Raw genomic sequence first — 26,860 nt, 5'->3', positions numbered from 1 at the left:
CTCGCATGCCAAGACGTCATTTCGCCGTCGCGTGCTGTTCCATTCGCTTCGCCAATTTGCGAGCCTGCTCGCCCATCAGCATCGTGAAGTGATCGCCATCGGTCTGTTCCACAATGACCTCTGTGTCGAGCTGAGACGCCCAATCCAAGTGGTCGGTCCAGCGTTCTCCCGAGGAACCCTCCAGCGCGGTGGTCTTCACTGGCAGGATCAGCTGCACACTTGGGCTGGCCGGATCAATCTCATACGACTTGATGAACTGAACATGCCGCCGACTGGTGTCGATCAACTTGCGAACCATCTCGGCAGAAGCTGACTGACTGAGAACCCCGGCACGCTGCGCTTCTTCCAACACAAGCTGCCAGATTTTGTCTGTCCCACGCGCGCCTTCCAACTCTTCCGCGGTCAGACGCATGTTGGTCCCGGAAAACGCATTGGAGAACTGAATCAGATCGGCGACAAACTGAACGTCATCGTTCGGATCCACGTTGCGGTAGATCGATGGAAGCGGGGTGTCCAACAAAGTCACCGACACATCGTCGCGACCTCGTTTTTCCAAACGCCGGGCCAACTCAAGAGCGAACACGCCGCCCGCAGACCATCCAATCAACCTCAGTTCCTCATCGGCAAACTGTTCCTGCACCAGATCAACGTACTCGTCCATCATCGCATCGAGCGTTGCCGGTGGCTCACTGACTCCGTCGGATCCCCCGCCTGCCAACGCGTGCACGGGCTGGTCGTCATCCACCTGTTGCGAGAAATCGGAGTAGCAGGCCGTGGATCCACCCAAGGGATGAATGCACAGCCAAGGCGAACGGCTTCCCTCGGCTTTCAATGGAACGATCAACGCAGTCCGATCGTTCGCGTTTCGTGTTGGTTTGCCACGCGCGGCTTTCATGCCTCCATCCTCGTCAGCGAACTGCGAGACCACATGGCCAACCAAACTGTTGATCGAGGGGGACTCAACGAGTGCTGACATTGGGATGGTGATGGCCAAACGTTGTTCGAGATTGTTCTTCAACTCCATCGCGATCAACGAATCCATGCCCAGCTCACTGAGCTTTTGCGTGACGTCAATTTGCTCGGCTTCCCATCCCATCAATCGAGCCAACTCGGACGCGAAATAATGACGCAACTGGTCGGTTCGTTCGTCTTCTGGGATTCCCGCCAACCGAGCCCGGAATTCATGATCAACCTGATCCACCTTCGAATTGGAATCGGCCAGTGAACTGTCTGCGAATTCGGTGAAGAAAGGCCGGGTGCGACGCATGCTGTTTGTCATCGCTGGCCAGTCCACATCCATCACCGCGACGTAGTGATCGCCGGCCTCAATGAGTTCTTGCATCGTTTGCAAACACGCCTCGGCGGGAAGCAAACGCATGCCCCGAGATTCCAACTGAGACGAGCGGTCTTCCGTGGCCGCCATGCCCGATTCCGCCCAGGGTCCCCAGGCGATGCTGGTCGCGGGCAAACCTTTGCCACGCCGATACTCAGCGAGAGCGTCCAAGAACGAATTGGCCGCAGCATAGTTGGCTTGTCCAGGCGATCCCAAGCACGCGGCGATGGAAGAGAACAAGACAAACGACTCAATCGGAAAATCTTTGGTCGCCAAGTGCAAATTCCATCCGCCTTGCACCTTGGGCCCCATCGGAACGAGCAACTGCTCCGCCGTCATGTCCATCAACAAACCGTCCTGAAGAACACCGGCCGCGTGATAGACGTGTGCGATTGGTGGCATGCCATCGGGCAGTTGCTTCAGCGCCGAACGCAGCGATTCCAGATCCCCCACATCGCCTTGCAACACGATCACGTTGGCATCGTCCGATTCTTCCGTCAAAGCATCAATCTTTGCCGCGACCTCGCCGGTTGGCTGACGACGGGACAGCAGTGCAATGCTGGTTGCCCCCTCATCGATCAATCGTTTGGCCAGCTTCAATCCGATCGCGCCGGTCCCGCCGGTGATCAAAACCGTCGACGCAGCCGACTCATCCTTCGCCTCAGTCTCAGCGGTGGAATCCATCGTGCTCTGCGTCGACATTCGCGTGATGACTTTGCCGATGTTCTTTCGCTGCGCCATGTAGCGGAACGTTTCGACCATTTCGGTCTGATCAAACTCGGTGCAGGCAATCGGTTGCAAGTCGCCTGCTTCGAATCTCTCAGCAAGCTCCGACCACAATTTCTCGATCTTCGCTGGACGCTGCCGCAACACGCGATCCAAGTCGATCGCGTGATAAGACAGGTTGTCTTGGAAGGGCAGCAACCCCACTTTGCGGTCTTGGTAAATGTCGGTCTTGCCGATTTCCAAGAAGCGACCGTAGGCGTTGAGCACACCGAGACTTTTCGGAATCGCTTCGCCGGGAAGCGAATTCAAAACCACGTCCACGCCTTGGCCGCCAAAGGCACGCCGAATGTCGTCAGCAAACGCCGTGGTCCGCGAATTGAAGACATGCTTCACCCCGCAGCCACGCAGAAAATCGCGTTTCTCATCGCTGCCCGCCGTCGCGATGACTTCGGCACCCAGGTACTGAGCGATCTGAGTGGCGGCCAATCCAACCCCGCCGGCCCCAGCGTGGATCAACACGCGTTCGCCAGGTTGCACATCGGCCAAATGCACCAGCCCATACCAGGCGGTCAAAAACGCGATCGGGATCGTGGCGGCCTCGACATCATCGATGCCGGCCGGCCGTTTGACCAGCGTGTACTCCGGTGTCTTCGCGTGCGAACCAAAGCTGAACGGAGCGACTCCCATCACTCGATCGCCAACTTGAAAGCGTTTTGCATCTTCGCCGACCGCAGTGACAACGCCGGCGCATTCAATCCCCAGTGGCACCACTTTGTCAGTGATACCGGGGTACAACCCCATCACCTTCAGCACATCGCTGAAGTTCAACCCGGCGGCATTGACCCGCAGTTCAACTTCACTTCCCTGAGGTGCCTCGCGTTCCATGGGCTCAAAGTACAGCGAATCGAAACTGCCGGTCTGACGAAAACGCAAGCGGTGTGGCTGCGACGGAATGGTGATCGTCGTTTCGCCACCTGCACCGTCCTGAGCATGTCGTTTCACCAAGCGAGCGAGATAGAGTTTGCCACCTCGATAAGCAACGTGATCTTCCTCATTCTCCGCAACCGTCTCAGCCATGACCGCGGATGCATTGGATTGGTCCGTCGCCGATGGATCCAGATCCAACAAACGAGGCTTGAGATCCGCGAGCTCCATCATCGCAACGCGAATCATCCCCCACACAGGCGCGTGAGCCAAATCAATGTTTGTCTCCGATGCAGAAACCGTTTGGGCTCCCTTCGTGACATGCCACCACCCTCGAAAGTGTTTTCCAGGCGTGACGTGCTCAATGGCCGAGCGGACTTGCGTGAGCGCCTCCTGACACGCGACTTCCGCGTCACCCGCCGGGTCGCTCGATGCTTCGTTTGAATCCCAAAGGGTGATGATCGCCGCGAGTGGCTTCGTCGACTCCTCCCGCGCGGCAAGTGATTTCAAATCACACTCCAACTCGCCGGTCACGACCTGCGCCCCGAGACCAACCAACTGCTTGGCAACCGAATCTCGCAACGATCCACCTCCGCCGAGCAACCATACCTGCTGCCCATCCAAGTCCACCTCAGCAGGCACAACCGGCGATGACTCAGCGTCCTGCCAATCGATCTGATACAGCGAATCGTCCAGTGACTCTGACGCACCACCACCCACGCGTCCGACACGTGTCACACGAACGCCAGTCCATTCGGCCACGACCTCGTCGCGTTCGTTGACCAGCCAAACGTCGCCTTCCACGAATTCGGGATCCAAGACCTCTCCCGCTGAAGTCCGCCGGCCATACGTCCGAAGCGTTCCCGAGGGACGCTGATGAACCACCGCCCGCGAAACTTTCGTGGGCATGTATGTCGCTTCGCTGAACGTGTCGTGATCTGGACGCGGAACCAATGCCGAGAACGTTTGCATCAACGCATCGCCCAACACGGGATGCAAGATGTAGTCATCGAATTCAGCTCGCGTGGTATCGTCGCACTGAATTTGGCCCAGTGCCTCGTCGATCGAATAGTCGACGCGATGCAACATCCGGAATCGTGGTCCGTACTCCAGTCGTCGATGCGACATCAAGTCATAGAATTCGTCGTGACCTTTTCCCCCGACAAAACGCTGAGCAACGGTCGACATGCCGGATGGCGGCAAGACGACTTCCACCTCGGTCGATTCGTCGGACTGTTCCGCAGGGACCAGCGAAGCGGACATGTGCCGTTGCCAAGGCTCACTGGCATCGACACGATCGCGAGAAAAGACCTCCAGTGAAAGACTTTCATCCACGATGGTTTGAAACGTCTTCCAACGATCTTCGCTGACGAACATGGCGTGTTCGATGTTCGCATCCGTGATCGCATGCGAACCAGCACCGAAGCGATCTCGAGCCGCGGCGAAGGCGACCTCCATGAACGCAGCTCCGGGCAAATTGACCGATCCTTGCACCGCATGATCGGCCAAGAACTCCGGTGAGCGAGCAGACAAAGCGTTTTCATACAACCGACTCTGCAGCGCCGATGGCTGCAATCGGCCCAGCATCGGATGCAGGAATTCGCCTGCCCCCGAGCGACTGCGAGATGGATCCTCGACGATGTCATCCGATGGATCCAACCAATATCGCTGGCGATCAAAGGGATAGGTTGGCAACACCAAACGTCGTCGTTTCCAAGGTTGATCGAAGGCACGCCAATCAACCTTGCCGCCGCGAGCGTGAACGTCGCCCACCGCTTCGTACAGGACTGTTTCGTCGTCGTTGCCGGACCGGAGCGATGGTGTCCAAGTCGCGTTGGATTCTGGCAAGCAACGTTTCCCCATGCCGGTCAAAATCGGTGACGGACCAACCTCCAACATCACATCGATGTCCATCTCGGAAAGAGCTTGCATACTGGGTTGGAAACGAACCGCGTTGCGAATGTGATCGCACAGGTAGTCGGCGTCCCAAGCCTTGGTCAGTTGCTCCCCGGTCAGGTTGCTGATCAAAGGAATCCGTGGTGCCTTGAATTCACATTGCTCGGCGATCTTCCGGAACTCATCCAGCATCGGTTCCATCAACTGCGAATGAAACGCGTGAGACACCTGCAAGGCTTTGGAAGCAATGCCAGCTTCCTCGCAGTGTTTGGCGAACGCGTCGAGATCCGACAACGGTCCAGACACGACCGTGTTCTGCGGCCCATTCTCAGCGGCGATCGAAAGAGTCCCGCTGCCCGACGTCTGAAACTCTCCAAGTTGTTTGGCGATGACTTCCGCCGATTCAAACATCGCTGTCATGCCACCGCCGGCAGCCAACTCACCCATCAAGCGGCCGCGATGAGCGATCAAGCTCAATGCGTCGTCCAGCGACACGACTCCCGCGATGCAAGCGGCCGCGAATTCTCCGACGCTGTGTCCCAACACGACCTGTGGTTTCACGCCCCACGACAACCACAGCTTCGCGAGGGAATATTCGATCGCGAACAGGGCAGGTTGGGTGTACCGTGTTTGATGAACCAAATCCGAATCCGGGCCCTCCCCGTACAACACATCCAGCAAACGCTTGGGCAACACCTCCGACAGGATTTCATCGCACTGCAGCATCGCCTTGCGAAACACCGGCTGGGTTTCGAACAAACCTTTGCCCATGCCCGGCGATTGCGATCCTTGGCCAGTGAACAAGAAAGCGATTCGCGTGGCGCGGCTGGTCACGGTTTGTCCGCTGCGGATACCGGGACCTTTCTTGCCTTCGCTCAACTGCGTCAACTGCTGGCCAAGTTGCACAGAGTCCGCAAAGACGACCGTGGATCGGTGGGTGTGGTGAACGCGTCCCACGTTCATCGTGTGAGCCACATCCACGATGTTGCCATCGTTGCGTTCCAGGTGCTGCTTCAATCGCGAGGCAACCTCCGCGATGGCGGCTTCGCTCTTACCACTCAAGGCCAGCACATGCCGAGTTCGCTCCTTCGTTTGGGACTCGTTCGAACCAGCGACCTCGACCGTTTCCTTCGGCAAATACTGCTGCATCAACAAGTGCGTGTTGGCTCCGCCAAAGCCAAACGAACTGACACCGGCGATCAATGGCTCATCGTCCACAGGCCAAGGGGGTGATTGAGCGGGAATCACAATGCGGGAACGCTTCAGCGACATTCGCGGGTTCAGCTTTTTCAGATGGAGCTGACCGGGAATGGTTTGGTGACGCATCATCAACAACAACTTGATGATGCCAGCCACACCCGAGACCGTTTCCATGTGGCCCACATTGGCTTTGACACTGGTCACATAACAAGGCGGGTCGACGCCGGGTGTTCCGGAGAAGACCTGGGTCAGCGCATCAACTTCGATCGGATCGCCCAGTGGTGTTCCAGTGCCGTGGGCTTCGATGTAATTGACTCGGGAAGCGGGCAAACCTGCTTCGCGAAGTGCGGTCCGAATGACCGCTTGTTGCGACACACCGTTGGGCGCCGTGATACCACTGGTTCGACCATCTTGGTTGGTCGCGCTGGCCAGGATCGTTCCCCAGATGTGATCGCCATCTCGCTCGGCATCGCGGAGTCGTTTCAACAACAACATTCCACTGCCTTCACCGCGAACGTAGCCATTGGCATCGGCGTCGAAAGGTCGACACTGACCATCCGGCGACAGCATTCGAGCTTTCGAAAACGCGATGGTTGTTTCGGGGGTCAAAATCGCATTCACACCGCCGGCGAGCGCCGCGTCGCATTCGCCGGATCGCAAACTTTGCACGGCCAAGTGAATCGCCATCGTCGAGGACGAACACGCGGTGTCGATCGCCATGCTGGGACCACGAAGATCCATGATGTAGGACAACCGGTTGGCGGCAATCGAAAGGGCGTTGCCTGTCCCAACATGCGCATCGATGTACTGGTAGTAACCGTCGTAGGTCGACGGGACCTTCGAGTAATCCGTGCCGCCGATTCCGACGTAGGCCCCAACGGGAGTTCCCGCCAAACTGGAAACAGGGATGCCCGCGATCTCAAATGCTTCCCAACTGACTTCCAACAACAACCGTTGTTGGGGATCCATCCGCGCGGCTTCACGCGGCGAGATGCCAAAGAACCTGGGATCGAATTGATCGATGTTGGCGACCATTCCCGCGCGACGAACCGACATCCGTCCGGCCTTTTGCCCGGTGGGGTCGTAGAGCGAATCCACGTCCCAGCGTTCCGGCGGGATCTCCGCGGTCGCATCGATCCCTTCGGAAATCACCTTCCAATAAGCGTCCAAATCCGGCGCACCGGGAAACCGGCACGACACGCCCACGATCGCGATCGGTTCCGCAGTCGCCGTCGATGGGCGCGAACCCGCCGAATTGGTGGCAGGGGAGGGCGTCGAGGAGGATGAACGGGCCAAACGTTTTCGCAGGGCAGCTCTCTGCTCCGGAGAGAGTTTCGCGAGGCGTTCGGAAAGGTCACGTTCAGGTGAATTCACGATGCAGTGTTCAGGTTAGATGTTCAGGCGGGAGGCGAACGAATTCGCGAAGCCGAGATGTCTTCACAAGTTTGCTTAAGCGACGAAGAATTACTAGCACCGGGGGGGACTTCCCAAAGCCTTGATTGTGAGTCGTCGTTTCGGTCATTTGCATCTATACTAACCCCCAAACCGCCTCACCCATGGGTCCGTTTCTGCTCGGAGTGGCCCGCCCGGTTTCGCGAGACGTCCGTCTTCCCTTCTGCCAACGATTTCTTGATGCCGATTCGCTTGCAATGCTCTTGTGGCAAACAACTTAGCGTCCGCGATGAATTTGCCGGAAAAGCAGTCAAATGCCCCGGATGCAGCAAGGCAATTCGCGTGCCGGCTGCCGGCGGGCCCGCCAAGCCAGCCGCACCGCGGACCGCGAAGCCTCAAGCCGCGGCCGCTCGGCCCGCCGCATCCCGTCCGGCCCCCCAAGCACCGCAATCTGACTCGCTGGACGATTTGTTCACCGAAGAAGGTTTCGATCGCCAGATCGCGGGGGTGTGCCCAGCCTGCAAATACGAAATGGCAGCGGGAGCCGTGCTGTGCACCAAATGCGGCTACAACAAAGAAACCGGCACCAACATGGAAGGGCACAAAGTTGCCGGTGTCGACATCGACATGGGCACCCTGGCCCTGATGAAAGCGGAAAAGGACATGGTCCGCGATGTTGCATTGCAAGAAAAAATGCACAAGGGAGCTGGCATGCCACCCTGGATGCTGGCGTTGATCCTGTTCATCGTCGGCAGTGCCGTTGTGATCGCCGTCCTGGCCGTCAACGCCTCCCGCCGCACCGAGCAACTGCAATTCAAGCCGCTGCAAATGTTTTGCAATTTGGGCGGTTCCGCGTTCGCCATGGTCGCCATTGGCTGCGTGCTGACGCTGATCGCTCGCGCTTTCAAAGTCAGTCGCAACGAGGGCCTGCTCTCTTTGACGATCCTATACGTTCCGATCTTTGTCATCCGCCACTTCCGCGACAACTGGAAACCTGCCGTGACCGCGATCATCTGCGGCGGTTGTGCAGGCGGTTTCTTCGCCATGGCCTCGCGAATGTGATCCTCTTCGGATCGCCGCCTACCGAAGTGTTTGCGGGTGCACCTCACCTTCCGTTGTCCAGCAGACGGGATCGGACGACCATTCAAACGAGCGTTTGCTGATCGCCGTTTCTGGGCTTCTGCACGACTCCCAAATCGAGGTCAAGTTTCCTCTCACCAGCTCTCGAACACCGATGTACGAGGTCGTCAGCCGTGGATTGATCTCGATCACGCAGTCCTCTTCGGGACGATCCCCCAAGATGAAGTCGATCCCCAAAAATCCTCGCGGCAGTTCTGGCATGGCCCGCAACACTTGATCTGCCAACGCCCGCCCACGCGACTGCAAATCAGATTCGATTGGACCGCTGCCGCCTCGGTAGCGAGCCCCTGAGCCAGCGGGTTGGCTGGGAAATGCAAGGTCGTCCACGCACCATTCGCAATCCTGCCACATCGCGGGACAGATGACTGGCTGATCTCTCCCATCGGTCATTGCACCAACGATCAAGATCGATGCCGGTCGGCCTTCGATCCAAGCCTGCACGATGTCGTTGCTCTGACTCCCCAAATCGGCCGACACCCGATCATCGAAAACACGGACCGACTCGGAACCACAGCCATCCCTGGGCTTTCGAACCCAACGTTTGGCATCCAGCCCGACGGATCCCCACCCGTCCATTTCGCGAGCTGCATCGTCTGATAGCTGGCATTTCTGGGCCCAAGTCACTGGCGTCGCGATCTTGTGTTTGGCCAACCACTGGGCGGTCAGCCATTTGTCCGTCGCCATGCGAACCAGCGTCTGATCCACCGCCAACACCTCCACCCCGGACTCGCGAAAAACCATGATCATCCGGTGGAGTTCGCCGTCGGTCTCGGGTGCGACAACGATCGCCACGTCACACGTTTGGGCCGCTTCCAACCAAGCTTCTGCGACGTTCGCGGATGCATTCACAGTGAGCCGCTGAACGTCGCGGGGCAGAACATTCGCGAGATTTTCCAGCCTGGCATCCAGCGGCGTGAGCACATCTGCCCAAGCCGCGAAATCGGTGACCAAAGCCTGCCACATCGCTCGACCTTCGCTCAGCAGCGAAGGCGGGATCTGTTCCAGCGGCGTGGACGCCATGCCACCGCCGCACAAATACTCGCCCACAAAGACTCGCATGAGCAGGTGCCGTCAGCGAGTTTTCAGGTTGGGCAACCGAGCCAGTTTCCCGCTGCGATCGACGCAGGCGATCACGGAATCCGCTTCGACGAGCAACTGCCCATCCCGATGAATTTGATAGCGGTGTCGCATTCGAACTTTGCGAACTTCCATCACAGTGGTTGTCAATTCCAACCAATCATCGAACTCCGCCGGAGCGAAGTACTTCACATTCATTTCAGCGACGACCAGCATGTGGCCGTCGTCTTCAATCGATTTGTAGTTGTGACCGAGTTCGCGCAGCATCTCGACCCGCCCACGCTCGAAATAATTCAAGTAGTTGGCATGGTGAACTCGACGCTGGCCATCCGTCTCTTGATAGGCCACGCGGAATTCGTACTTGTGTGCAGGCAGCGAATCCGTCACCGCGATTAAAAGATGCCGAGGTGATCGCGAGCTTCATCGGTCATGCAATCCGGTGTCCAAGCCGGTTCCATGACGACTTTCACATCGCAGGTGTCGACTTCTTCCAGTGACTCCGCTGCATTCTTGGTTCCCGCGACCAGTTGAGGCCCGGCGGGGCACATCGGGCTGGTCATGGTCATTTCAACGTTGACGTCATGACGGCCGTCTTCTTTTTCCTCGCCGACTTGAACGACGTACACCAACCCCAGGTCAACAATGTTGACGTACAACTCGGGATCGATGACCTCTTTGAGGGCTTCGCGGACTTTGTCTTCAGCCAGAGCCATTGGAATGCTCGTTTGAATCAAGTGGTTGGGAATCGTTTGCCAGCGTCAACGCACGGACGCGGTCAGTCAGAAAAGTCGCCCCGAGGCGACTCTCGGGAGACGTTCATCATGGCCACCACCCCCGAAATCGTCAAACCGACGGATTCAATGATCCTTCAAGACCAAGTGATCCGGGGCGGAAATGGGACGGGAAGGCTCCCGAGCCGACTGGGACACGTGGACCCAAGGCCGCAAGGATTGCAACAGCTTGGGACCGACGCCGTGAACCGTCATCAAACCTTCCACCGACCCAAAGGGACCGTGAGATTCGCGATGCCGGACAACCCGATTGGCCAATTTTGGACCAATTCCAGGCAACAGAGACAATTCACGAGCGTCGGACGTGTTCAACCCAATGCTCAACGGCGAAGAAACACCCGGTGATTCCGGAGGCGAATCCGTGGAGACGCTCCGGGTTGTGATTTGCGTCACCCAACACGTCGCCGCCAAAACCACCAGACTCATCCCCAACTGCAAACCGGGGTGGGTCAGCACACAAGCCGTTCTGCCGCCGCAAGGCTCAGTGGAGACGTCCCTGGCGGGAGCTTCAGTGACTGGCATCGACATTCCCAATCGAGCTTTCTGACGCGGGTGTTCCGGACACATCGTTCTTCGCCAATGCCCATGTTCGATCGGCCACGGGTCAGGGCAAGGTGCAAGCCTCGCAGGGCAGGGTCCAAGGAGCCCGATCGGCTCCGCATTGGCAATCCCAGTGCACGATCGCCCGACCTGTTGATTCGTTTGTGGTGTCGCTAGATTGAGGCGTTGGCGGCGTGATCGCCGATCCCTTACTTCCTTCTCAGACGGTTCAATTCGGTGGCAGATTCAACAGGTCCGATTTCCCTCACGGTTCATGGTGCAGCCGGTCGCATGGGACGCCGCGTCGTGGCTCTTGGCATGGCGGACTCCAGCTTCCATTTGGTCGGAGCCATCGACCACGCCCAATCCGATCATCTCGGAAAAGACGCGGGTTCCGTGGCTGGTGAAGCACCCTCAGGCGTTGAAATTTCTTCGACTTGGCCGACGCTGGGCGACCAAACCGGCCCTCAAGCCGTCGTCGATTTCTCCCTTCCCGAAGCCCTGGATGACTGCCTCGCCCACTGCGTGAAAGTCGGGTCGCCACTGGTGGTGGCAACCACCGGTTTGACCGACGAACAAAAGCAACGCCTGTCCGACGCAGCGGCCTCGATCCCGATCGTGTGGGCTCCGAGCATGTCGCTGGCGGTCAACCTGTCGATGAAAATCGCCGAGCAGATCACCGCGGCACTGAAAGACGTTTCAGGCGGGCTGGATGTCGAAATCCTGGAACGACACCACCGGTTCAAAGCCGACGCGCCCAGCGGCACGGCTCTGAAATTTGGTGAACTGATTGCTGGACAGTTGGGTGAATCCACCACGCATGTCCACGGTCGAGAAGGTCACACGGGCGCTCGAACTCGCGAAGAAATTGGCTACCACGCGATTCGCGTCGGCGACAATCCTGGCGAACACACGATCGTGTTCGGAATGCTGGGCGAGAAGATCGAACTGAATGTCGCCGCCAGCAACCGCGACTGCTACGCGTCGGGAGCCCTAGCGGCAGCGAAGTGGCTGATCCAAGAAAACAAAGGCCCGGGTCTGTACAGCATGTTCGACGTGCTGGGCATGTCCGACAACTGAGCAAGTGGCCCCGTCCATCCAATCGGCATCCAAACGGAGCCACCCAATCAACACTGCGGCACAACAACTTCGCATCGGTGAAGGTCCCGAACTGCACCTGGGAATCTCCACGTGTCCCAACGACACATTCGCTTTTTCGCGATTGTTGGATGCGGCGATGAATCAGGGCAGCGAGCCATCGTTTGACACCGGCGGGTTCACCTGGCGAATCGAACTGCTGGACATTGATGAGCTCAACCAGCGGCTTTTGGCGGGCGAATTTGATCTCGCCAAAACCAGTTTTCATGCGGCCCTGTTGATGGCCGATCAAACTCGAGTGCTGCCGGTGGGATCGGCGCTCGGATTTGGCGTCGGCCCGCTGCTGCTGGCCGCTCGAGCCGGTGAGACCCCGCAGACGCTCGCTCAAACCACGCTTTGCCCCGGCGAACACACCACCGCTCACTTGTTGTTCCGGCTGTTCTACCCGGAATCCAACCCTCCGGCCGGTTCCTCAGCCCCGGACGTTTCTCCCCCTCGGGCCAAAACCTCGGTCAGGCAGGTCGTGTTTTCCGAAATCATGCCAGCTCTGCAGCGGGGCGACGCGGACTTTGGCGTCTGCATCCACGAGGGACGCTTCACCTACGCCGAGTCGGGACTGCATTTGGCGGCCGACCTGGGCAGTTTGTGGGAAAAATCCACTCAGAGACCACTCCCCTTGGGAGGCTTGGTGATGCGAGACCGACACTCCCCAGCGACGATGAAATCCGCCTGCGAAGTGATCCGGCGGTCGCTGCAATCAGCCCGTCAAACACCGGATTCAGCACTCCCCGCCATGCGTCGATACGCCCAGGAAATGGACGATTCGGTGCTGATGCAGCACGTCGATTTGTATGTCAACGACTGGACCGTGGACCTCGGGACGGTTGGCCAGGAAGCCCTGACGACACTCTCCGAAATGGCCCAGCAGATTGGGTTGGGAGCAGCGAAGCTCCGTTTTTTCTGCGGTGAAACCGGTGCCTGAGCACTGAGATTGTTTGCCCAGACCGGGGGAAAGAACTATCCTGGAAGTGAACGGATTGCCTCTTCTCTTCAGTCTTTTCCGCCGCTGCGTCGCATGGATTCCCGGTCGCTCCCCTCCTCCGATTCCTCGCAACCGGACCGTTCAGCGGTTTTGCCGGAGGGATCGACGGTGCACCGACCGAAACCAGCCTCCCAATCAACAGGCCCCGACACCTCGCCGCCTGATTCGACCGATGCATCGGGAACCGCCACTCAACCATTCGGCGTCCCCGTCGAAGAACCGGGTCGCGACCAACGGCAAAATTCAGCCGGACCGCCTCCCGCTCCCAATCCGCTTCGTGCGCCGGACGATGTGATCGAGGGAGCCGAAACGGTGATTCGAGCGGGCTCCAGCCGGTCCCATGTCTCGGCCACGCGTTCGCACCGATTGCCCGGCAACTCGTTTCGATTGCGAGACTCCTCCCACGCCTCGCATCGACACGCCACCCCGGCATCGATCACCCGTGAACTGGGCGGGCAACGGCTCAACCACTTCTTGCTGCTGGATCAAATCGGCGGGGGCGGGATGGGCACCGTCTTCCGAGCTCGCGACGAACAACTCGGTCGAACCGTGGCGGTGAAGGTCATTCCCTTCGCGGCCGATGACCCCGACCTGCAACGACGTTTCCGCAACGAAGCCCAAAGCGCCGCCAAGCTCGATCACCCGCTGATCGCGCGCGTCTTTGACGTCGGCAACGATGGCCCCTGGCACTACATCGTCTTTGAATACATCGACGGTGCCAACGTTCGGGACATGGTGGCAAACGGTGGTCCACTGTCGCTCGATGATGCCCTGTTCTTCACCATCCAAGTTGCCGAGGCGATTGGGCACGCGTCGCGTCGCGGCATCGTCCACCGCGACATCAAACCCTCCAACGTGATCGTGACCACCGATGGTGCCGTCAAGCTCGTTGACATGGGTCTGGCTCGCTCGGACAACTTCGACACCAGCGAAGACATGACGGCCAGTGGGGTCACGCTGGGAACGTTCGATTACATCTCGCCTGAACAAGCCCGCGATCCGCGACTGGCCGACATCCGCAGCGATTTGTACTCGCTCGGTTGCACCCTCTTCTACATGCTGACGGGTTCCCCGCCGTTTCCCGGTGGGACCATGTTGCAGAAACTTCTCAGCCACGGGAACGCCGCGATCCCCGACATCCGGGAACACCGCGAAGACGTTCCGGCTGAGATGACGGCGATCTTGAACAAGATGCTCGCCAAGCTTCCTGAGCAACGCTATCAACGCAGCGAAACCCTGATCGCTGATCTCAGAGAACTGGCCTCACGTGAGAACCTGCCGCGCAGTCGCGGCGTCGCGGTTCCCACTCTGGAAGACGACGATCACCGCGAATCGATGCGTCGATTGCGTCGCCATTTGCCTTGGATGATCGCGGCAACCGTGCTGCTGTTCAGCGCTTTCGCGGTGGAATTGCATTCGCAACCTTCGCGTCGTGAACTCAGCCGCGCCATCGAGGCCTCGATCTCGCCGGATTCCGTCGAATCCGTCGCCCCACGATTACCTCCCAGCGTGGGCGAGACAAATGATTCCGCCGCAGCGGGGTCGCCACGAACCCCCACGCCTGGATCGGCGAGCGGCCCTCGCGTCGACGACTCAGCCTCCCCCAACTCGTCCCCGGCAACAGTTCGTGAAACGACCGACGGGGGTGCCACCTCGCCAATGAGCAACGGATCTGCGACCGGGCAGGGTGCCTTGTTGCCGCCGGGGCAACTGCCAGCCACATCCGTTGGCGATCGATTGCCCAACGGATCATCGCCGCCCACGACGCTCGACCAACCCGGTGCTGCGAGTGCCGCTGCAAACGATCCGACGATGGCGATCGATCAGTTAGCAGAGGACGCCGCAACAGTCCGAAACACCAGCACGCCGCGCGAGCCATCCATTCCACCTTCGATCGATCCCGATGCCGTGATTTCGGGGGCGACACCGTTGGCCGGCGGAATGACCATGAGCGACTCCGTGAGCTCCATCACTGGAGCCGATGGCGTGGGTCTGAACAGCGACTTTCCTTCGCAGGGGGCTGACCCACCTCGCCTTGGCAGCCTGCCTTTGCCACCTGGCATGACGGACGAGACCTACCAACCGCTGCCTTTGACTCCGACCGTCCCCAGCGTCGTCAATCGCGATGGGGAACGAAGCACGAGCCCGATCTACCCTGCCAGCCCGATGAATGGCAGCCCGATGAATGGCAGCCCGATGAACGGCAGCCCGATGATTGGCCCCATCAATGCCAGCCCGTTGACCGGCGATTCCAGCACCGCGTCGACCGCCCCCGATTCCATCGCCTCGAACATGCTCAGTCCTGGCACAACGAGCTCCACCCGGCCGCTGACGACAGGCGACTCGGCCAGTGAACCCGCCGCCTCAGTGGATCCCAAAACCAGTCGCCCCAAGGCAGCGAATCCGGAACCCATCCGCGTCCAAATTGTTTCCACCGAAGCCCTCCGAGTTCCCCAGCTTCGCGAAGAAGCCGCTCGTGCCGGCGTTCAGCTTGCCACCACGCTGGCGGATGCCTTGCAGTTGGCCGATGAATTGGAAATCGATCGCATCGACATTGCGACGCCGCAACTTGTGTCCGCGCCAGTCACCATCCCTCGCAGTGACCTGATTCTCTCATCCAGTCTGCCTGGTGGCACCGAAATCGTGTTCCGCTCGACCGAGAACGTGGACATGCAGCGAAGCGAAATGATGACGATCGGTTCGCACCGAATCGAAATGTCAGGACTGCATTTTTTCTGGACCGTCCCCGCCACCGAAACGGACGGCGGGGCAATGTTCGCGATCAACGACAACCGTCGCGTTCGTCTGCGCGACTGCACCGTGACGATCGACAACGCGTCGCGACGAGATGATGTGCAAGCTTTCAGCGTTGTCACGGATCCAGAGCGACTGCCCTACGACCGAGTGGAGAGCGGTGCCGTGTCGGACACCAGCGGAGCCCTGCCGCTGGTATCCATTGAACTGTCCAACGTGATTGTCCGTGGTCAAATCACGATGTTGCGAATGGACGTGGCCGCGGAACTCCAACTGCTCTGGGAAAACGGACTGTTGGCCGTCTCTCGCCGAATGATCGAAATGGGCGGCGCTCTCCAGCCCCCTCATCCGTCCTCGGGATCCGTCCGGCTGTCGCTGGAACAACTGACTGCGATCACCCCCAAAGGCCTGCTGCAAATGCGGATGGGCGTCAGCGCGCCCTACCCGATCGAAATTGAGCGACGGGCCGAGGAATGCGTGTTTGTCGTCGACACAGGAATTCCTCACATTGAATTAACAGGAATCCCACGTGTCGACCGAGATGAAATTTGGGTGCGACTTCGCGGATCTGGCAACGCCTACGACACCGACACCAGACTGGACGACCCCATGCTGCTGATTCGCGATGAATTGGGGCAAACCAGGGTCACGACGATGAGCGATATCCTGGAAATCCTGGAAGATCCGCCGCCCTGGATGAACGAACGGCCACCGCGATGGACCGTCCGTTGGACCGAGCGACTGCCCGAATCGACCCCCTCCAGCCGGTGGTCTCCGCGTAATTTTAGGCAAGATGGATCGGTTGTGGGTGGATTCCAGGAACGGTCTCTACCTAGAATGCCGATGGAACCTACATTTGACTTTCCCCCCACACCGTGACTTTAATGGTGCGTCGGCGGTCTCGTCGGCTCCCGCCTGAAATCCCACCTGATCTTTACTTGAGGAACCTGCTTGATGAAACGCTTGGCTCTTGTTCTGGGCATCGCTGCCTGCTTTTCCACCCCATCGTTCGCGATCAGCGAATTTGGCAAACAGTGGAAAGCTGACTACATCACCGAAGACACCGACGCTGATTTCGTGAAAGCGACCCGCAAAGCTGGTTGCAACCTGTGCCACGTCAAAGGCGCACCAGAAAAGAAAGAAGCTCGCAACGAGTACGGGCGAGCCCTGCAGAAGCTCCTCGATAAGAAGGACTTCCCCAAGGAATACTTCAAAGAGCATCCAGAAGAAGCCGCTGCAAAGATCACGGCTGCTTTCAAGAAGGTTGCCGAAGTGAAGAGCACCGACGGCAAGACCTTCGGTGAAAAGATCAAGGCCAACGAATTGCCAGCGACCGACGCAGGTCTTTGATTGACCTGCCCGCCGCGTGAGGTTCGAACAGAACCCCATGACGCGTGGTGAATTCGACTAAACTACGAAGCCCGATGAGTGTCCCACTCATCGGGCTTTTTTCATGAGATGCCCCACCATTCTCCCCACCTGGATTCTCACCATGCGTCCCGCCTCTTGGCCGAGTCATCGCTTGTCGATGTGCTCGATGATTCTCGCCACGCTGCTGCTCATCCCCGCTTCGCAAACGAAAGCCGAAACGACTCATGACGTCGTCGTCTACGGCGGCACCGCCGCGGCCGTCACCGCGGCGATCCAGTCCGCTCGCATGGGCCAATCAGTCGTCATGGTTTCACCCGACGTGCACCTGGGCGGCCTGACCAGTGGAGGCCTGGGCTGGACCGACACGGGCAACAAAGCCGTCATCGGTGGACTCGCCAAAGACTTTTATCACCGTGTCTACAAGCACTACCAAAACGACTCCGCGTGGAAGTTCCAAACTCGCGAAAAGTATGGCAACCGAGCCCAAGGGCACCGGGCCAGCGACGATGACCAAGCAACGATGTGGGTCTTTGAGCCGCATGTCGCTGAAAACATCCTTGATGAGATGCTGGCAGAACACGACATCACCGTCCTCCGCGACGCGTGGCTGGATCGGGAAAAAGGCGTGACGAAGCGGGATGGTCGCATCGTGTCCATCCAAACATTGGATGGCAAAACGTATGCGGGCAAGATGTTCATCGACGCCACGTACGAAGGCGACCTGATCGCCGCAGCCGGGGTCGCAACGGCGCACGGTCGCGAAGGAATCAGCGACTACAACGAACCTCACGCGGGTGTTCAAACCGGCGTCCTGCATCACTCGCACCACTTCGACGTGTTGCCGCGACGGGTTGATCCCTACGTCGTGCCAGGTGACCCGAGCAGCGGGGTGATCCCCTTGGTCAGCCCCGATCCGCCAGGCGAATTTGGTTCCGCCGATGATCGTGTCCAAGCCTATTGCTTCCGAACTTGCATGACGAACCATCCAGAAAATCGCGTGGCGTGGACACGGCCCGAGGGCTACGACCCGGCCACCTACGAAATCATGGCCCGCACCTTCGAAGCGGGATGGCAAGATGTGTTCAATAAATTTGACCCCCTGCCGAACTACAAAACGGACACCAACAACCACGGTCCCGTCAGCTTCGACAACATCGGTGCCAACTACGACTACCCCGAAGCCACCTACGAACGCCGCCAGGAAATCATCCAGCAACACGAAAACTATCAACGCGGGTTGCTGTACTTCATCGCCACCGACCCTCGGGTGCCGAAGGAAGTCCAAGACAAGATCAACCAGTGGGGCTTGTCGGCGGACGAATTCGCGGACAACGACCATTGGCCGCATCAAATGTATGTTCGCGAAGCCCGGCGGATGGTGGGCGAATTTGTGATGACGGAAAACCATCTTCGAAAGGAGTTGGCCACGCCTGATTCTGTCGGCATGGGCTCCTACGGAATCGACTCGCACAACACCCAGCGTTACATCACGCCGGAGGGCTACGTCCAAAACGAAGGTGACCTGGGTGTCTCCACACGCGGGCCCTACAAGATTGCGATGGGTGCGTTGCTGCCGAAACGCGACGAATGCGAGAACCTTCTCTCTCCGGTTTGCGTCTCAGCCACCCACGTTGCCTTTGGTTCGATCCGCATGGAACCCGTGTTCATGATCCTCGGTCAATCGGCCGCAACGATCGCCGCGCTCGCCAATCAATCCGAACGTGCCGTTCAAGACATCCCGTACGCCGACCTTCGCAAACGGCTGCTCGACGACAATCAAATCCTGGAAATACCAGCCGACATTTCGAATGCCAGCTACCCGGAATCACTGAACCTGAAGTCGGTCGAAGGCATCAGCGTCGATGACACGCAAGCCGACCGCATCGGCGGTTGGATTCAAAGCCACGCCTCAGGCAATTTCTATGGCTCGGGATATCACCACGACGGCAAGGCCACGGACCGCGTCCGACAAGCGATCTACCAAACGGACTTGCCCAAGTCCGGCCTGTACGAAGTGCGGGTGAGTTACCCCACCAACTCCAATCGTTCCAAGCAAACACGGATCGACATCCACCACAGCGCAGGCACCACGACTCACCGAATTGACCAGACTCAATTGAAGCCCGCGTCCAAGAAGCAGCCCTTGCTGGCGCTTGGTCGGTACGCCTTCGACACCACGCGTCCCGCCAAGGTGGTCATCTCGAACGAAGACGCGAACGGCTACGTCGTGATCGACGTGGTCAATTGGCTCCCGGTCGAAGAGAAGTGAATCGTAGAACCGTTGTCCCCCGCTGGTCTGTTGAACAGCCCTCAAAGGCCAAGCCTCATCCCAACTGAGTCGGCATCCAAACGTTTGCGTCACGCGGCTCGCCAACATCCGCGACGGCTTGTTGATTGAACCCTAACCCGAAGCGTGAGCTTTGAAGTTGCGCGTCGGGTTGTGAAATCGAATGAATCAACAAGCCGGAGAGCCTTGGGATTTCAACCCAAGGTCATCCGCCGACTCAGTCATCGAGGCTGAGACCGTAGTCCTTCATTTTCTTTGACAACGTGTTTCGGTTCATCCCCAAACGCGTGGCGGTCTTGGTCTGCACACCGCCGCATCGCAACAACAACTGAGAAATCAATTCGCGTTCGACTTGATCCACCACCACCGAATGCAAATCCTCTGCCTCGTCGGCTTCGTCCAACCCTCGCTGAACAACGATTCGAGCGAGTGTCTTCAAATCCATTCGACTGAGATCAAACGCCGCAGCTGCTCCCGAGGATGCCTCCGCGGATTCAGGCGGCGTGTCGATGGAACCGTTGCCCATTGGTGCGATTGAACTCAACCCGCCTGCGGAGCTCGCCGATTCGCGCGTCGCGACGCTGCGTTGGGGATCACGCACACACAAGGGCAGCGCATCGAGCACCAACTCGTCTGTGTCGCTCATCACGACCGCTCGCTCCACATAGTTTTGAAGTTCGCGAACGTTTCCGGGCCAGTGGTAGTCCTGCAAAGCTCGCATCACACCGTTCCCGAGGTGCGAGACATAGCGGTCATTGACTTCGTTGTAGTGATCCAAGAAGAACGCCACGAGCGCCGGGATGTCTTCGCGTCGGTGTCGCAACGCTGGCAGCTCGATCGGCACCACATTCAAACGCCAGTAAAGGTCTTCCCGAAACTCATCGAGCTGCACTTGCCGCATCAAGTCACGGTTGCTGGCCGCGATGATTCGCGCGTCAGTTCGATGACTGGAAGTGTCACCGACTCGTTCGAATTCCTTTTCCTGCAACACCCGCAGCAGTTTGACCTGCAACGTCAACGTGGTGGAGTTGATCTCATCGAGAAAGATGCTGCCGCCGTCGGCGGCTTCGAAACGACCAGCGCGATTGGCAACGGCACCGGTGAAGGCACCTCGCACATGCCCAAACAATTCGCTTTCCAGCAAACTTTCGCTCAGCGCGCCGCAGTTGACTTTGACGAACGGGCCTCCGCTGCGGTGACTCAATCGGTGCACCGCCGAAGCGATCAACTCCTTTCCTGTTCCGGTTTCTCCAAGGATCAGCACCGACGCATTGCTCACGGCAACCTTGCGGGTCACGCGATCGACTTCACGCATCGCGGGCGAATTGCCAATGACGCCGGGTAGGAGCTGTCCTCGAGAACTCACAGAATCACAACCAAGATGCGGATTGCCCGAATGCGTCCATGAAGACCTGATTCTTCAGTGGCGTTCGTTCTCGGACACCGCTCTGGCGGTCTTCTAACATCTGTTCCGCATCGGAGTTGGGTTCGCGTTCGTCGGCATAACCCATGGCGATCGCGGTGGCGGGCTCGTAGCCTTCCGGAATCTGATACTGGCCTCGGACCTGGCTCAGATTGACACCTGCCATTTGGTGCGTCTGCAAACCCAACGAGGTCGCTTGCAGAGACATCAGTGCGGCGGCGGCACCGAGGTCGTGCAGGGCGACTCGATTGGGTTTCTGGTTGTAAGAAAAATTGGTTCGAATGACGGTGCAGATCAGCACGCCTGCATGGGACGCCCAATCACGGTTGGCTTCCAACAGGCACTGCAACATGGCTTCAAAAGCCTCCCCGTCTTGGCGACGTGCGACAATCCACGACCATGGTTGATCGTTAAAACTGCTGGCAGCCCAGCGAGCGGCTTCCAAGCACTGACGCAATTTGTCATCTTCGACTTCACGCCCATCAAACCGATATGGGCTCCATCGATCAGCGATGACGGGCAAAACTTCCAGATCCGTTTCGTTGACTGCCATCTTCCATCCAACGCTTTGCAAGATTGTTTTGAACAACGTACCCCAGGTCGCCACGCCCAAAAACGCGACGCCAAACCGCCCCGGTGAGGTGCCGATAGGTTATCACGGCGGTGCAAAGTGGGCTACGTGGTCGATTCGCCAACGCTGTCAAATTGTGAGTCGTGCACGCGACGAAATCGCTTCGCGAGTCGATCAGTTGACACACTTCAGCCGGAGCAAACAACGGACCGACGATGCAGAAACGGTGGCGTCGGAATTGCTCCCCTTGTGCGAGGCATTGCGGTGGATCGGCAAGCATGGGAAGAAGACGCTGGCACCCCGAAAAGTTGGATGGATCGGGCGTCCAATGTGGATGTGGGGCGTCCGCAGCGTCGTCCAACGAGTCCCCCTGGGGCGAGTCCTGATCCTCGGAACCTGGAACTACCCGCTGCTGTTGCCTGGCGTTCAAATGGCACAGGCCCTCGCCGCGGGGAATGAAGTTTGCCTCAAACCCGCCGCCGGGACCGAAGCCGTGTCCGCCGAATTGATCGCCGCTTTTTATGCCGCGGGCGTACCGGAACATGCGATCACGTTGCTGAATTCAACCACCGAGGCGGCGATCGAGGCCCAAGCCTCAGGCGTCGACTTGGTCGTCTTGACCGGATCCGTCGAAACCGGCCGAAAAGTCCTGCACCAATCGGCCGAGAACCTGACCCCTTCGATCATGGAATTGTCCGGGGTGGATGCGGCGATCGTGCTGCCTCAGGCCGACCTCAACCGCGCAGTCGAGGCAGTCACGTTTGGTCTGCTGTTCAACAGCGGTGCAACTTGCATCGGCCCGAGGCGACTGATGATCCAAACCGATCCATCCACCGCCGCCTTGCCAGAACGACTGATCGATCGATTGCGAAAGACCAACGAAGTCACCCTTCATCCCGCGGCGCGGACCAGCACCGCCGACTTGCTGGACGATGTTCTCCGAAAAGGTGCCAAGGACAGCCTGGGCCGGTACGATTCTGCCACCCTTCGCACCACCGGCAAGATGCACGCCGTGGTGCTTGAAAACGTCCCCGAGAGTCATGCCATTTTGCAAAGTGACGTGTTCGCGCCCGTCATCTCGATCATCCCGGTCAAGCTGCCCGAGCACGCGGTCCAGATGGTCAATGCATGCCCGTATCGTCTGGCCGCCTCCGTGTTCGGCCCGACTTCCCAAGCTGAATCCATCGCGAAACAACTGGATGTCGGCGTGGTGACGATCAATGACTTGGTCGCACCCACGGCCGACCCCCGCTTGCCCTTTGGTGGTCGCGGCCAAAGTGGCTTCGGCGTGACGCGAGGCCCAGAAGGATTGCTCGCGATGACCACGCCTCGAGTCATTGCCACCCGACGCGGCCGCGTCGCGATGCACTTGTCACCTCGAAACGATGCCGATGCGGAATTGTTGTCCGGCGTACTGCAGTGGTCGCACAGCACCGGATGGACGCGGCGAATCGCAGCCCTCCGGCGAGTCACCACTGCCGCCGCTCAGTGGCGTGCATTAAAAAAGTAGTGCATGACGCACCCGCATTTGCCCGGAACGTTTCCCCACGGATCGAAAGCCCCCGATGATCGCCCCCCATTCCGCCGCAAATGAACCCTACGCCCCGGCTGAGAAAACATCCAATCCACAACATGTCGTGGTGGTTGGCGGTGGATTGGCCGGATTGTCATCTGCCTGCGTGTTGGCCGCCCGCGGTCACAAGGTCACGCTTTGCGACAAAAACGATTGGGTCGGCGGCAAAGCGGCCGTGCATCAAACCGAAGGCTACCGATTCGACATGGGGCCGACGATCCTGACGCTGCCGAGTGTCTTGCGTCGGGTCTTCACCGAAGCCGGGCGAAAGATGGAGGACTACCTCGATCTCATCGCCTTGGATCCGCAGTGGCGATGCTTCTTCGAAGGCACACCCCAATCAGGCACCCAAGAGAACACGGTGCTGGACTTGGTCGCTGACGTCGAACAGATGAAACGTCACCTGCGTGACTTCACCGGGGGCGACGCAACCGGCCAAGGTTACGAATCATTCATCGAGCGAAGCAAGCAACTTCACGGTGTCTCGGATCGATTCTTCTTTTGGCGATCGATCGGTGGGTTGGCCGACACCATGGAAGTCGGGGGTGCGTTTTCCGCCGCCGTGTTGAAAGATGTCCTGTCACTCAAGATGGGTCGCAGCGTCGCTTCGATCGTCCGCTCACACGTCCCTGAACATCGTGTGTCGCAAATGATGGATCACTTCACCCAGTACGTTGGCTCGTCGCCCTACGCGTCGCCTGCCGTCTTGTGCAGCATCGCTCACATGCAAACCGAAGAAGGCATTTGGTACCCGATCGGCGGCACGCGAGCGGTTCCCGAGGCATTGTCAAAACTCGCTGGCGAACTCGGCGTTGACATCCGAACCGGAACCGACATCCTGCGGATCGAAACCGGAGGCGGATCGGTCAGCGGCGTGACCACAGCGGGCGGCGAAACGATTGCCTGCGATGCCGTGGTCAGCAACTGCGACGCGATTCGAACCTACCGCGAATTGCTCAGCGGTACACCGGAGTCGACCAAGTTCGAAAAGTCCAATCACTACGAAGCGGCCTGCAGTGGCGTGGTGCTGTACCTGGGACTGAACCGCCGCTACGAACAACTGCTGCACCACAACTTCGTGTTCTCCAAAGATCCGGAAGAAGAGTTCGACTACATCTACAAAAAAGGCCAACCAGCGCCCGATCCAACCGCGTACGTCTGTGCTCCCACGATCAGCGAACCCGAAGTGGCACCCGATGGCTGTGAAGCCCTCTATATCTTGGTGCACACGCCTTACCTGCGGCCCGGTCATGACTGGAAAGCCATGCTGCCGAACTACCGTGACGTGATTCTGGACAAACTGGAACGAACCGCTGGGATGGAAGGCATTCGCGATGCGATTGTGACCGAAGATTCACTGACACCGGAGGGCATCCACAATCGTTACCGCGTTCTCAACGGCGCGATCTATGGTTTGGCCAGCCACGGCAAGTTCACCGGCGCCTTCAAACCTGGCAACCGTCGCAAGGACCTCCGTGGTTTGTACCTGGCCGGCGGGGCGGCTCACCCCGGCCCTGGCATGCCGATGGTCTTGATGAGCGGCTGGATCGCAGCGGATTCGCTGGACCAAGACGTGACCAACGGAAAATTCGCGTGACGGCAGCCTCCGACGTCATTGCGAAACCGGCGGATTGGTTTCAAAACGGATTTCATCGGTTCCTGCACTCCTACCTTCGTCGCAACTTCCACGCGATCGCGTTCGCACGTGAAACGGAATTGCAGACGCAGTTTCATTCGTTGGCCGAAGCAAACCCAGAACACGCCCAGGCCTCACCGCTGCAGGACGGCAGCCTTCCGCTGATCGTCTACAGCAATCACGCCTCGTGGTGGGATCCATTGCTGGCTCACGCGATCAACGAACGGCTGCTCGCGCCGCGACAGTTCTATGCACCGATCGATGCAGAGGCACTCCAGCAATACAAGGTTTTCGAAAAGCTGGGCTTCTTCGGCGTGCAATCGGATTCGAATCGAGGCGCCGCCCAATTCCTCAAGACCACCGCGGCCTTGTTCCAGCGTGAACACAGTGCGTTGTGGGTCACCCCCGAAGGACGCTTCGCAGACGTTCGCGATCACGAGGCGGAATTGATGCCCGGCCTGGCTCACGTGTGTTCGAAACTGGACCGCGGCTGGGTCCTGCCGCTGGCGATGGAATATGTGTTTTGGGACGAGCGTTTACCGCTGGTCTTGTTCCGCTTCGGCGATGTCATCTCAATCCCCACCGTGAGTGACTGGGACAAATCTCATTGGTCGGCCGAGCTCACGCGGCGTCTTCGGACCAGTCAATCGCGATTGGCGGAATTGTGCATCCAGCGATCGAGCGAACCGTTTCAAAATCTACTGCCAGGCAAACGCGGAGCTTCCGGTATGTATGACACGGCTAGGCGATTGAAATCGTGGATGACCGGCCAATCATTCCAAGCCAGTCACGGGGACCAGTTTCAATGATCGCTTGGATGGAATGGTTCCTCATCGCGGTCCTGCCGTTTGTCTCGTTGGTTCTGGCGGCGCTGGCGGCGGGCATGTTCGTTTCCAATTTGCCACTGTTCATGGACGGCAAACGATCCGATCACGTCGACGCATCTGAACCGGGCGTCACCGATCCTCCTCGCGTGTCGGTGTTGATCCCAGCCAGAAACGAAGAGAGCTCGATCGCGGCTTGTATCGAATCCGTGTTGCGATCCGTGCAGGTCGACCTGGAGGCCATTGTACTGGACGACGGCTCCACCGATCAAACCGGAACGATCGTTCGCGAAATCGCACAGCGAGACTCGCGAGTAAAGTTGCTCGAAGGCATCGAACTTCCCGAAGGCTGGAATGGCAAGCAACATGCCTGTTACCGACTGGCTCAGCATGCCGAATGCGAACACCTGTTGTTCCTGGACGCCGACGTGCGACTGGAACCGACCGCCCTGATCGATCTTTGCCGACGTTTCGCGGTTGAACACGATGGCGGCAAAATGGGTTTGCTCAGTGCTTTCCCTCGGCAGGAAACCGGCACACTGGCCGAGAAACTCTTGATCCCGATGATGCACTTCATCTTGCTTTCGTATCTGCCGTTCGCGCGGATGCGAGGCAGCACGCACCCGGCGTACGCGTCCGGATGTGGGCAACTGTTCTTCACAACCCAGGCCGCCTACCAGGCCGCGGGGACTCATGCTGCAATTCGATCGAGTCGCCATGATGGGCTGAAACTACCCAAGGCCTATCGAGAAAACGGGATGCTGACGGACTGCGTGGACGGGTCGCAGTGGGCGGTTTGCCGGATGTACACGTCGGCGGGGGAGGTGGTGCAGGGGCTGCTCAAGAACGCAGACGAAGGCATCGCGAATTCTCGGTTGTTGATTCCGTTCACGATTTTGTTGGGCGGAGCCAATCTGTTGCCGTGGATCACGTTGGTCATTGCCTTGGCAAAGCGGTCCAGCCTGATCGTTGAAGGCTTGCCGGTTTCGACGTCGGTGGTGATCGGGATCCTGGTCAGCACGATCGCGATTTTGGTGAGCTACGTGCCTCGAATGACCGGGGCGATCCGGCTGGGGCAGAGCGTCACGGGAGCGATCCTGCACCCGATTGCGATCGTCAGTTTCCTGCTGATCCAGTGGTGGGCATTCTGGAATCACCTCCGAGGCCGACAAGTCACCTGGCGCGGCCGCCTGGGCTAACGCTGGGCTGACGCACGCTGCTTCCCACCGAAGATGACCTTGGGTTGAAAACCCAAGGCTTTC

Annotated in this window: 17 protein-coding genes; 10 read left to right on the top strand and 7 right to left on the bottom strand. The window is 58.9% G+C overall.

Annotation, left to right across the window (positions count from 1 at the left end):
- Positions 1–16: 16 nt before the first annotated feature.
- Positions 17–7,453 (bottom strand): SDR family NAD(P)-dependent oxidoreductase, encoded by a 7,437-nt coding sequence (locus tag UH5x_RS20665; protein ID WP_482633531.1) that lies wholly within the window; start codon positions 7,451–7,453, stop codon positions 17–19.
- 258 nt (positions 7,454–7,711) lie between these two features.
- Between UH5x_RS20665 and UH5x_RS20660 the strand changes: the two genes are divergently transcribed.
- The gene (locus UH5x_RS20660) at positions 7,712–8,533 is read left to right on the top strand and encodes a hypothetical protein (protein WP_482633530.1); all 822 of its coding nucleotides are present in this window, start codon (positions 7,712–7,714) and stop codon (positions 8,531–8,533) included.
- An 18-nt stretch (positions 8,534–8,551) separates the two neighbouring features.
- Here UH5x_RS20660 and UH5x_RS20655 read toward each other — a convergent pair whose 3' ends face one another.
- From UH5x_RS20655 to UH5x_RS20640, 4 genes are all read right to left on the bottom strand, one after another.
- Positions 8,552–9,670, bottom strand: a complete 1,119-nt coding sequence (locus UH5x_RS20655) for an ATP-grasp domain-containing protein (protein ID WP_482633529.1) — start codon at positions 9,668–9,670, stop codon at positions 8,552–8,554.
- Between the two features lie 12 nt (positions 9,671–9,682).
- Positions 9,683–10,075: an acyl-CoA thioesterase gene (locus tag UH5x_RS20650; RefSeq protein WP_047813262.1), complete on the bottom strand. Its 393-nt coding sequence runs from the start codon at positions 10,073–10,075 to the stop codon at positions 9,683–9,685.
- A 5-nt stretch (positions 10,076–10,080) separates the two neighbouring features.
- Positions 10,081–10,401, bottom strand: a complete 321-nt coding sequence (locus UH5x_RS20645) for a metal-sulfur cluster assembly factor (RefSeq protein WP_007326213.1) — start codon at positions 10,399–10,401, stop codon at positions 10,081–10,083.
- 144 nt (positions 10,402–10,545) lie between these two features.
- Positions 10,546–11,001 carry a ComEA family DNA-binding protein gene (locus tag UH5x_RS20640; RefSeq protein WP_482633528.1) on the bottom strand — a complete coding sequence of 152 codons (456 nt, stop codon included), beginning with the start codon at positions 10,999–11,001 and terminating at the stop codon, positions 10,546–10,548.
- 309 nt (positions 11,002–11,310) lie between these two features.
- On the opposite strand from UH5x_RS20640, the gene dapB reads away from it, so the two are divergent.
- The 5 genes from dapB (at position 11,311) to UH5x_RS20615 (ending at position 19,553) form a co-directional block, all read left to right on the top strand.
- Entirely contained in the window at positions 11,311–12,099 is a 789-nt protein-coding gene (gene dapB / locus UH5x_RS20635) for a 4-hydroxy-tetrahydrodipicolinate reductase (RefSeq protein WP_482636043.1), read from the top strand.
- Between the two features lie 4 nt (positions 12,100–12,103).
- Positions 12,104–13,099: a 1,4-dihydroxy-6-naphtoate synthase gene (locus UH5x_RS20630; protein WP_482633527.1), complete on the top strand. Its 996-nt coding sequence runs from the start codon at positions 12,104–12,106 to the stop codon at positions 13,097–13,099.
- A 93-nt stretch (positions 13,100–13,192) separates the two neighbouring features.
- Positions 13,193–16,792, top strand: a complete 3,600-nt coding sequence (locus tag UH5x_RS20625; protein WP_482633526.1) for a serine/threonine-protein kinase — start codon at positions 13,193–13,195, stop codon at positions 16,790–16,792.
- A gap of 75 nt (positions 16,793–16,867) precedes the next feature.
- Positions 16,868–17,263 carry a hypothetical protein gene (locus UH5x_RS20620; RefSeq protein ID WP_482633525.1) on the top strand — a complete coding sequence of 132 codons (396 nt, stop codon included), beginning with the start codon at positions 16,868–16,870 and terminating at the stop codon, positions 17,261–17,263.
- A gap of 142 nt (positions 17,264–17,405) precedes the next feature.
- Positions 17,406–19,553: an FAD-dependent oxidoreductase gene (locus tag UH5x_RS20615; RefSeq protein WP_482633524.1), complete on the top strand. Its 2,148-nt coding sequence runs from the start codon at positions 17,406–17,408 to the stop codon at positions 19,551–19,553.
- Between the two features lie 235 nt (positions 19,554–19,788).
- On the opposite strand, the gene UH5x_RS20610 is transcribed toward UH5x_RS20615, so the two are convergent.
- Entirely contained in the window at positions 19,789–20,937 is a 1,149-nt protein-coding gene (locus UH5x_RS20610; protein ID WP_083434800.1) for a sigma-54 interaction domain-containing protein, read from the bottom strand.
- Positions 20,938–20,941: 4 nt separating this feature from the next.
- The gene (locus UH5x_RS20605) at positions 20,942–21,547 is read right to left on the bottom strand and encodes a nitroreductase family protein (protein ID WP_047813325.1); all 606 of its coding nucleotides are present in this window, start codon (positions 21,545–21,547) and stop codon (positions 20,942–20,944) included.
- Between the two features lie 154 nt (positions 21,548–21,701).
- Here UH5x_RS20605 and UH5x_RS20600 point away from each other — a divergent pair, with 154 nt between their 5' ends.
- The 4 genes from UH5x_RS20600 to UH5x_RS20585 are packed head-to-tail and all read left to right on the top strand — an operon-like array spanning position 21,702 to position 26,797.
- Complete coding sequence (locus UH5x_RS20600) at positions 21,702–23,075, top strand: aldehyde dehydrogenase family protein (RefSeq protein WP_482633523.1); 1,374 nt, start codon at positions 21,702–21,704, stop codon at positions 23,073–23,075.
- A gap of 55 nt (positions 23,076–23,130) precedes the next feature.
- Positions 23,131–24,735, top strand: coding sequence for a phytoene desaturase family protein (locus UH5x_RS20595; RefSeq protein ID WP_047813269.1), 1,605 nt, complete (start codon positions 23,131–23,133; stop codon positions 24,733–24,735).
- A complete protein-coding gene (locus tag UH5x_RS20590) occupies positions 24,732–25,583 on the top strand; it encodes a lysophospholipid acyltransferase family protein (RefSeq protein ID WP_047813270.1) in 852 nt (283 codons plus the stop codon). Before UH5x_RS20595 ends, UH5x_RS20590 begins: the two co-directional genes overlap by 4 nt.
- The gene (locus tag UH5x_RS20585) at positions 25,580–26,797 is read left to right on the top strand and encodes a glycosyltransferase family 2 protein (protein WP_482633522.1); all 1,218 of its coding nucleotides are present in this window, start codon (positions 25,580–25,582) and stop codon (positions 26,795–26,797) included. Before UH5x_RS20590 ends, UH5x_RS20585 begins: the two co-directional genes overlap by 4 nt.
- The last annotated feature ends 63 nt before the right edge of the window (positions 26,798–26,860 follow it).

Source organism: Rhodopirellula sp. UH5, assembly GCF_056839225.1.
Note: the sequence above shows the minus strand (reverse complement) of the source record. Positions and strands in the feature narration are given on the sequence as shown.

Coding starts and splice junctions, on each gene's coding strand:
- UH5x_RS20585 (WP_482633522.1), top strand. CDS start 25,580: ATGATCGCTTGGATGGAATGGTTCCTCATCGCGGTCCTGCCGTTTGTC.
- UH5x_RS20655 (WP_482633529.1), bottom strand. CDS start 9,670: ATGCGAGTCTTTGTGGGCGAGTATTTGTGCGGCGGTGGCATGGCGTCC.
- UH5x_RS20625 (WP_482633526.1), top strand. CDS start 13,193: ATGGATTCCCGGTCGCTCCCCTCCTCCGATTCCTCGCAACCGGACCGT.
- UH5x_RS20640 (WP_482633528.1), bottom strand. CDS start 11,001: ATGCCAGTCACTGAAGCTCCCGCCAGGGACGTCTCCACTGAGCCTTGC.
- UH5x_RS20620 (WP_482633525.1), top strand. CDS start 16,868: ATGAAACGCTTGGCTCTTGTTCTGGGCATCGCTGCCTGCTTTTCCACC.
- UH5x_RS20645 (WP_007326213.1), bottom strand. CDS start 10,401: ATGGCTCTGGCTGAAGACAAAGTCCGCGAAGCCCTCAAAGAGGTCATC.
- UH5x_RS20660 (WP_482633530.1), top strand. CDS start 7,712: ATGCCGATTCGCTTGCAATGCTCTTGTGGCAAACAACTTAGCGTCCGC.
- dapB (WP_482636043.1), top strand. CDS start 11,311: ATGGGACGCCGCGTCGTGGCTCTTGGCATGGCGGACTCCAGCTTCCAT.
- UH5x_RS20605 (WP_047813325.1), bottom strand. CDS start 21,547: ATGGCAGTCAACGAAACGGATCTGGAAGTTTTGCCCGTCATCGCTGAT.
- UH5x_RS20615 (WP_482633524.1), top strand. CDS start 17,406: ATGCGTCCCGCCTCTTGGCCGAGTCATCGCTTGTCGATGTGCTCGATG.
- UH5x_RS20595 (WP_047813269.1), top strand. CDS start 23,131: ATGATCGCCCCCCATTCCGCCGCAAATGAACCCTACGCCCCGGCTGAG.